Annotated in this window: 1 protein-coding gene; it reads left to right on the forward strand. The window is 57.4% G+C overall.

Translation table 11 applies throughout. The features are described from left to right. Nucleotides 1–76 precede the first annotated feature (76 nt). On the forward strand, nt 77–1,545 hold a 1,469-nt coding region (locus DI44_RS18105; protein ID WP_081823186.1), incomplete at its 3' end, for a transposase.

The raw sequence follows: 1,545 nt of genomic DNA on the forward strand, positions 1-1,545 counted from the left end.
AAGGCCGGTGAAAAAAGTACACCCTGAGGCAGGGATTTAGGGGGCTTATGTCGAAAAAGGAAGAAAAATCGTTGGAATGGAGCGTGAGCGGATCATGAAAGCCCCCAAAAACCCTTCGACTCAGCCTCGTCTGTTTCAAGTCATCGACATGGAAGAACTGGTTCCTCCACATCATATCTTGCGCCAAATCAACGAAGCGGTTGACTTTTCCGTCATTCACGATTGGGTGGCTCCCCTGTACACGGAAAAAACGGGTCGCCCGGCGGCGGATCCGGAACGGCTGCTTCGCCTAATGCTGCTCTCGTATTTGTTCGACCACTCTGAGCGGGAGTTGTATGAGATCCTCCCCATGCATGCCGGATACTTGTGGTTTTGCGGTCTCGACTTTGAATCCGTGCTCCATCCGGATCCTCATCACCCCACACTGCCGGATCGAACGACGCTCGTCAAAACACGGAAACGCTGGCGCCAACATGGAATCTTTGACCGGCTGATGACCTATGTGGTGGATCAATGCATCGCGGCGGGGTTGGTCTCGCCGGATGTCCATGCGGCGGCTGACGGCACCCAAGTGCGGGCGAATGCCTCGATCCACAGCTTGCGGGAGGTCAAGCTCGCTCCGGTGGAGACGTTGGAAGACTATCTGGCCCGCACTGCCCGGGAAGATGAACAGACCGAGGCCCGGGATCCGGATGACGACCCACCCTCTCCGTCTCCAAAATCAGGGGAACGCGTCCATGCCGAAGAACGGGGAAACTTCCGTGGAGCCACGTTTTCCAACCGGACCCATCGAAGCGTGACGGATCCGGATGCCCGGTTGTACAAGAAAGGCAAAGGGCAGGAAGCGTATCCTCGGTATCTGGTGCACGACGTCATCGATGTCCAGTCGCGCGTGATTTTATCCAGACGGGCCAGCCTCGCCACTGGAACGGCGGAACGGGAGACGAGTTTGGAGCAGCTGGCTTCGATTCAGTTTCGCCACCCGTCGATTACGATTCGGACCTTGTCTGCGGACAAAGCGTATGGCACCACCGAGTATCTGGAAGCGCTCTTCGTTCAAGGCATCACACCGCTCGTGCCGTTGCGCCGCAAGGAGATGGAGGAGATTCCAACCTGGAAGCGCCGGGCGAAGGATCCCGCTCAGGAAGCAAAGCGCCAGGCGAAAGTCCGAGACGTTCAGATTCGCAATCAAGCGAGGCTCATTCAGCAACAGGGCGGCTATCGATCCATTCAAGCCCTTCGCACGCGTTGTGAGCATGTGTTCGCCGAAGGGAAGGAATGTCACGGGCTGGACCGGGCCCGAAGCCGGGGCCTTTACGCCATGGAAGAACAGGCGCTGTTGACCGCCGTCGTGCAAAATCTGAAGCGATTGTGCCGGTTTCGAAAAAAACGAGGGGGGACCGGCTCTTTGGCGTGCGCAAAACCGGAATTGGGAGCAGGAAGTCCTGCTCGTCTTCCCATCCTTTGGCGCCAAACGGCGGGGAGAATGGCCTCCAAAATTCGACATGTGGGAAGTCTATGCCCCATTAATTCACCGGCCTTCTA

The organism is Geobacillus sp. CAMR5420, from assembly GCF_000691465.1.
Taxonomy (GTDB): Bacteria; Bacillota; Bacilli; order Bacillales; family Anoxybacillaceae; genus Geobacillus; species Geobacillus thermoleovorans.